Below are 6,060 nucleotides of genomic sequence, written 5' to 3' on the forward strand. Positions count from 1 at the left end.
TCCCTAACTTGCCGCCCGCGTGTGGCGGCTAACATAATCTTCCACCATTTTCAGGTCGGATGGAAGTACCGTGTATTTTTCCTCTGACGTCATCAACCCGCCTAGCCATGCGGGCAGGGCAGGCGACACGCCGCTGGACGCTTCGACGGCGGCCGGGAACTTTGCCGGATGGGCGGTGCCCAGCACCACCATCGGCACCGCATTGGTGGCGTTTGCAACCGCAACGTGCATGGCCGCCGCCGTGTGCGGGTCGAGCAGATAGTTGCTGGCTGCGAGCGTCGAGCGGATCGTGGCGGCGACTTCGTTCATCGTCGAGCGGCCGGCGTCGAATTCGGAGCGGATCCTGGCGATCTCGCCGGCTTCGATGGTGAAGGCGCCGGACTGCTTGAGGCCGCTCATGTAGCGCCGCACGGTCAAGGCGTCGCGGCCGGCCGCCTCGAACAGCAAGCGCTCGAAATTCGAAGAGACCTGGATGTCCATCGACGGCGACGTGGTCGAAAAGACGCCTTTCGTGCGGTACTCGCCGCTCGACAGCGTGCGCGCCAGAATGTCGTTGTCGTTGGTTGCGATGATCAGCCGCTCGATCGGCAGCCCCATCTTCTTGGCGGCGTAGCCGGCGAAGATGTCGCCGAAATTGCCGGTCGGCACCGTGAAGGAGACCGGCCGGTCGGGCGCGCCGAGCGACAGCGCCGATGAGAAGTAATAGACGATCTGGGCCATGATGCGGGCCCAGTTGATCGAATTGACGCCGGACAGCGATACCCGGTCGCGAAAACCGTGATCATTGAACATCTCCTTCACCAGGCCCTGGCAATCGTCGAAATTGCCTTCGATCGCCAGCGCATGGACATTTGCGGCGATGGACGTCGTCATCTGCCGCTGCTGCACCGGCGAGACCCGGCCGTGCGGGAAAAGAACGAAGATGTCGGTGCGGTTGCGCCCGGCGAAGGCGTCGATGGCTGCCCCGCCGGTATCGCCGGAGGTGGCGCCGACAATGCTGGCGCGCTGGTCGCGTTCGGCAAGCACATGGTCCATCAGTCGGGCGAGAAGCTGCATGGCGACGTCCTTGAAGGCAAGCGTCGGGCCATGGAAGAGTTCCAGAACGAACATGTTCGAGCCGGTCTGCACCAGCGGGCAGACCGCCTCGTGACGGAACGTCGCATAGGCTTCGCGCACCAGGCGTTCGAACACCGGCATCGCGATCTCGCCGCCGAGAAATGGCGACAGCACACGGATGGCGAGGTCGGGAAAGGCAAGGCCGCGCATCGCGCGGATCTCAGCTGCCGAAAACTGCGGCCAGGTTTCAGGGACATAAAGTCCGCCATCGCGCGCCAAACCCGCCAGCACAGCGTCGGAAAATCCAAGCACGGGCGCTTCCCCGCGGGTACTCACATATCGCATCGTCATGTTCCGTTGCTGCCGGGCGGTTTTGTCCGCGGCAAAGTGGTTAATTTCCGTACTTGCTCAGTCGCATTTTTGCCGCGCGGTTGATATACGTCACCCGCTTTGCGAGAGGGAAGTGCAGTTCATGGCGTCTCATACATTTAACGGTCGTTTTGTCGCGGGTCTGGCGCTCACCGGCTTTATGCTTACCGCCGCCGGCTGCCAATCAGGCGGCAGTAGCATGCTGGGCTTCGGAAAGAAGGACACGACACCGCCACCACCTCCAGACCCCAAGGTTCTCGCCAGCCAATTGCTGGCCTATTGTCCGAAAGTGACGCTGCGCGACGGCACCGCCTACTTCAACACCTATGCCAAGGGCAGCCAAAAGCCCAAGAAAAAAGCCGCCCAGGATGCAGAAGCTGCTGCGCTTGACGCGAGCAGCGACCAGCAGGACGATTCCGCGAAGATCATCTACCAGGCTTCGATCACCGATGTGACCCGCGACTGCATCCGTGCCAACGGCTCGCTGACGATGAAGATCGCCGTCGCCGGCAAGGTCGTTCCGGGACCGATGTTCAGCCCGGGCACCATCACCATGCCGATCCGTATCGCTGTGATGCACGGCACCGAGGTCCTTTACTCGCAGCTTCACCAACATCAGGTCCAGGTTACCAATCCCTCGAGTGCCACCCAGTTCGTCTTCACCGATTCGAACGTTGTCGTTCCCGAGCCCACCGCGAAGGATTATCAGGCGTTCGCCGGCTATGACGAAGGCCCGCCGAAGAAGACCGACAAGAAGGTTGCCGCTGCCGAATAGCCGCGGCTTGGAGCTGCGCGTCCATTTGCAGGCCTGCTTCACGCATCCGCCGACCACTCCGACAGGGCGGAGATCACGCTTTTCAGTTCCGCCCAGCGGCGGATGACCGTTTCGGCGCCGGCCTCGGTCAGCGCGTCGGCATGCCCGGGATAGCTGTGCGCCGCTCCGGTGAAGCCGATCACACGCATGCCGGCTGTCCTGGCGCCGGTCACGCCATGCACGGAATCCTCGATGACGAAGGTGTTCGCCGGATCGGCCTGGAGCTTTGCCGCGGCAAAGAGAAACACGTCGGGCGCCGGCTTGGATTTTCCGCTTGGTGTTTCCAGCGAGGAAAAAATCCGGCCGCTGAAAAACGGCAGCAGATGCACCTTCTCCAGCATGAATTCGATCCGCTCGGTGCGCGAATTCGAGCAGATGCAGCGCGGCGCCGTCACCGCGGCGACCGCCTCGTGCACCCCGTCGACGGCGCGCACGTCGCTACGCAGCCGGCGGTCGACCAGGTCTTCGGCGCGATCGATCAGCGAGGCTTGGAACGGGACGCGGGATTTTTCCTCGACCCGCATCATGATGTCCTTGAAGGTCAGCCCGGCATAGGTTTCGGAAATCTCCTCAGCCGATATCTCGTAGCCGGCCGACGTCAAAAGCTCGGCTTCGATGCGCGCGGCGATGATTTCGGAATCGACGAGCACGCCGTCGCAATCGAAGATAACAAGGTCTGGCTGGGGCATAGCGATCCGGAAAGCGGGAGGGAGGAGGCTGAGACGTTTCAGGCCGGCGCGACATACACCAACAGGCCGGCCTTCGCAAACTACCGCGGTCCGGTACCCTTGGCCTTCACCGAATATTTACGCTGATCGGTAACCATAACAGGGAGTAAACAGTAACGCGTGCTTTGGGTGTCACAATGTCTGCCGTGCGTCTTCTCGACGAGCTTTCCCATGCTCCCCAGCAATCCGAATGGCTGGATACGATCCTGAAGGGTGATTGCGTCGCCGCGCTCGACCGGCTGCCCGAAAAATCCATCGATGTGATCTTTGCCGATCCGCCCTACAATCTGCAGCTCGACGGCGATCTGCATCGTCCAGATCAGTCCAAGGTCGATGCCGTCGACGACGACTGGGACCAGTTCGCAAGTTTTGAGGTCTACGACGCCTTCACCCGGGCCTGGCTGCTGGCGGCGCGCCGCGTGCTGAAGCCCAACGGCACCATCTGGGTCATTGGCTCCTACCACAATATTTTCAGGGTCGGCGCCAAGATGCAGGATCTGGGGTACTGGATCCTCAACGATGTCGTCTGGCGCAAGACCAATCCGATGCCGAATTTCCGTGGCCGCCGCTTTCAGAACGCCCATGAGACGATGATCTGGGCCTCGCGCGATCAGAAGGGCAAGGGCTACACTTTCAACTACGAAGCGCTGAAGGCGTCGAACGACGACATCCAGATGCGTTCCGACTGGCTGTTTCCGATCTGCACCGGCGCTGAGCGCCTCAAGAACGAAAATGGCGACAAGCTGCATCCGACGCAGAAGCCCGAAGCGCTGCTCGCCCGCATCATGATGGCCTCGACCAAGCCCGGCGATATCGTGCTCGATCCCTTCTTCGGCTCCGGCACCACCGGCGCGGTGGCCAAGCGCCTCGGCCGCCATTTCGTCGGCATCGAGCGCGAGCAGGCCTATATCGACGCCGCCAACGAGCGCATCGATGCAGTCCGGCCGCTGGACGGCGCTGCTCTTACCCTGCTTACCGGCAAGCGCGCCGAGCCGCGCGTTGCTTTCGTCAGCCTCATCGACACCGGGCTGATGCTGCCGGGCGCCACGCTCTACGACGCCAAGAAGCGCTGGGCGGCCAGGGTGCGCGCCGACGGCACTGTGGCGGTTGGCGACAGCGCCGGATCGATCCACAAGATCGGCGCGGAGGTTCAGGGGCTGGATGCCTGCAACGGCTGGACCTTCTGGCATTATGAGCGCAGCGGCGGCCTGACCCCGATCGACGAGCTTCGCCGCATCGCCCGCCTCGGCATGGAGCGGGCAGGGGCCTGACGATAACCGCTATAGCGCTCTCATTGCACATCGTTCCCGAAGCAGGGAAGACCAGCGCTCGCTGGTTGGAATCTCCCGATCATGCGAGTCGCAGACCGAGGTTACGAACCATCGGGTCGAAGTCTCGGTCATCATGCAACAGCGCGTGTCCGCCCAGGATGCAGAATGTGCCGACAATCATATCGATTGTCTTGCGGATCGTGATGCCCCGCTGCCGGAGCATGCGATAGTTTCGGGCAGCATGGACTGCCGTCGCCGGATCCAGCATCGGCACAATGGCGAATTGTCGGAGGTTCCGCTCAATCAGTTGGGCATGCGGTTCGTTGAGCGCGCCTTGCAGCACTTCCAGCAGGATCAAGTCTCCGACCAGAATCTCCTGAGTGTCATCGAGACGCCTGAGCTTACCGACCGAGACGCTGTCCGTATTGCGGAGATGGGCGATCCACACGGAACTGTCGACGACGATCATCGATGCCGATCGGGCGAACGGCCTTCCCGCATGGCGTCAAGATCGCCCTCCCAGCCGGCGCCAGCAAGGGCGGCGATAGCCATATCCTGCCGGTGCCGGCGCACTAGAGTGCGCAGCGCCGCCTCTATCGTCGCTTTCTTGGTCTTGAGGCCGGAGGCGGCCATGGCCTCCGCGATCAATTCGTCGTCGAGTTCGATGTTGGTTCGCATGGTGATGCTCGATGTGTATAGATTGGACTAGATATACACATTCTGCTCCTGACCAACAAGCCGCGCCTGACCCACAACCCGCTTCAACACGGCGGATTGCAAAAGGATCAATCAGGCCCAGGACAAGACGGCGTGTTATGGTGGTGCAGTCGCTGAGACGCGCGGTCCACGGCACTGCCGTTGGATCGGTCTCGGGCGCTACTTGACGTGAGAAGCGTAGATGCGATCGAACTCACCCGTCGCCTTGGCAAGATGCAGCCATTGGTCGACATAGGCCTTGAAGACGACGGCACCCTCAGGAAGCATATAGCCCATTTCGCCATATTGGAGCGGCTTCTCGGGGTTGATCGCGCAAAGTCCGGGGTGAAGTTTCTCCTGCAACTCGGTTTCGACCGATTCGGCGATCATGACATCGGCTTTGCCGTCAAGAATTTGGCGGAAGATCGTGACATTGTCCGGGTAGATTTCGATTTTGGCGTCACTGAGTTTTTCACGCACGAATTTCTCGTTGGTCCCGCCGGGATTGACAATCACAGTCACATCCGGCTTGTCGATGTCGGCAATCGATTGGAATTTCGCCTCGTCCTCACAGCGCGCAATCGGCGCCTTGCCGTTGACGAGATAAGGTTCGCTGAAGAACACCTGCTTCTGGCGTTCCAGAGTCACCGAAATACCGCCCATCGCGATGTCACACTTGCCGGTTGTAAAATCGGCCAGCAATTTTTTCCAGGTAGTCGCCACGAATTCCGCCTCGACCCCTAGTGAACTTGCCAGAGATTTTGCGAGATCGATATCGATGCCTTGGTAATTGTCCGCGGTCTTGTCATGAAAGGTGAAGGGCTTGTAGTCGCCGGTCGTACAAACGCGCAGCTTGCCGTCCTTGATAATCGCATCAAGCTGGTTCTCTGCGCCGATGTTCTGCGCAATCGCCGGAGGGGCCGACAACACCATGACGAGGGCGGCGACAAACGGCGAGGCAAGAGCTTTCATGGAATTGGTCTCCGTTGGATAAGGGAATCGAGCATTTCGAGAAACGGTGGGCAAAGGTCAATAACTCTTCCTAGGGAATCGCTCACCGTGATGCCTCCGACGGGGCGGCTTGTGACGTCCCAGTGATCACACTCTGATCCCCAGGCGATCGAGG

The 6,060-nt window shown here is 61.0% G+C and carries 7 protein-coding genes; 2 read left to right on the forward strand and 5 right to left on the reverse strand.

Annotated elements, in window-relative coordinates:
* Positions 1-3: 3 nt before the first annotated feature.
* Positions 4-1,401, reverse strand: coding sequence for a threonine synthase (gene thrC / locus NMG80_RS15705; RefSeq protein ID WP_254018918.1), 1,398 nt, complete (start codon positions 1,399-1,401; stop codon positions 4-6).
* Positions 1,402-1,528: 127 nt separating this feature from the next.
* Here thrC and NMG80_RS15710 point away from each other — a divergent pair, with 127 nt between their 5' ends.
* The gene (locus tag NMG80_RS15710) at positions 1,529-2,200 is read left to right on the forward strand and encodes a hypothetical protein (protein ID WP_254018939.1); all 672 of its coding nucleotides are present in this window, start codon (positions 1,529-1,531) and stop codon (positions 2,198-2,200) included.
* Positions 2,201-2,238: 38 nt separating this feature from the next.
* Here the strand turns inward: NMG80_RS15710 and NMG80_RS15715 are convergent, their stop codons facing one another.
* Positions 2,239-2,928, reverse strand: coding sequence for an HAD family hydrolase (locus NMG80_RS15715; protein ID WP_027152381.1), 690 nt, complete (start codon positions 2,926-2,928; stop codon positions 2,239-2,241).
* A 176-nt stretch (positions 2,929-3,104) separates the two neighbouring features.
* On the opposite strand from NMG80_RS15715, the gene NMG80_RS15720 reads away from it, so the two are divergent.
* Positions 3,105-4,238 (forward strand): site-specific DNA-methyltransferase, encoded by a 1,134-nt coding sequence (locus NMG80_RS15720; protein ID WP_254018919.1) that lies wholly within the window; start codon positions 3,105-3,107, stop codon positions 4,236-4,238.
* A gap of 79 nt (positions 4,239-4,317) precedes the next feature.
* On the opposite strand, the gene vapC is transcribed toward NMG80_RS15720, so the two are convergent.
* From vapC to NMG80_RS15735, 3 genes are all read right to left on the reverse strand, one after another.
* Positions 4,318-4,707, reverse strand: a complete 390-nt coding sequence (vapC, locus tag NMG80_RS15725; RefSeq protein WP_254018920.1) for a type II toxin-antitoxin system VapC family toxin — start codon at positions 4,705-4,707, stop codon at positions 4,318-4,320.
* Positions 4,704-4,916, reverse strand: a complete 213-nt coding sequence (locus NMG80_RS15730) for a type II toxin-antitoxin system VapB family antitoxin (protein WP_135936002.1) — start codon at positions 4,914-4,916, stop codon at positions 4,704-4,706. The genes vapC and NMG80_RS15730 overlap by 4 nt, the downstream gene beginning before the upstream one ends.
* A 198-nt stretch (positions 4,917-5,114) precedes the next feature.
* Positions 5,115-5,906, reverse strand: a complete 792-nt coding sequence (locus NMG80_RS15735) for a transporter substrate-binding domain-containing protein (RefSeq protein WP_254018921.1) — start codon at positions 5,904-5,906, stop codon at positions 5,115-5,117.
* Positions 5,907-6,060: the final 154 nt, after the last annotated feature.

This window comes from Mesorhizobium escarrei (genome assembly GCF_935825525.1).
Lineage (GTDB): Bacteria > Pseudomonadota > Alphaproteobacteria > Rhizobiales > Rhizobiaceae > Mesorhizobium > Mesorhizobium escarrei.

What these genes read in the sequence shown, in the direction of transcription:
- thrC (WP_254018918.1), bottom strand. Translation starts at nt 1,401, where the DNA reads ATGCGATATGTGAGTACCCGCGGGGAAGCGCCCGTGCTTGGATTTTCC.
- NMG80_RS15710 (WP_254018939.1), top strand. Translation starts at nt 1,529, where the DNA reads ATGGCGTCTCATACATTTAACGGTCGTTTTGTCGCGGGTCTGGCGCTC.
- NMG80_RS15715 (WP_027152381.1), bottom strand. Translation starts at nt 2,928, where the DNA reads ATGCCCCAGCCAGACCTTGTTATCTTCGATTGCGACGGCGTGCTCGTC.
- NMG80_RS15720 (WP_254018919.1), top strand. Translation starts at nt 3,105, where the DNA reads ATGTCTGCCGTGCGTCTTCTCGACGAGCTTTCCCATGCTCCCCAGCAA.
- vapC (WP_254018920.1), bottom strand. Translation starts at nt 4,707, where the DNA reads ATGATCGTCGTCGACAGTTCCGTGTGGATCGCCCATCTCCGCAATACG.
- NMG80_RS15730 (WP_135936002.1), bottom strand. Translation starts at nt 4,916, where the DNA reads ATGCGAACCAACATCGAACTCGACGACGAATTGATCGCGGAGGCCATG.
- NMG80_RS15735 (WP_254018921.1), bottom strand. Translation starts at nt 5,906, where the DNA reads ATGAAAGCTCTTGCCTCGCCGTTTGTCGCCGCCCTCGTCATGGTGTTG.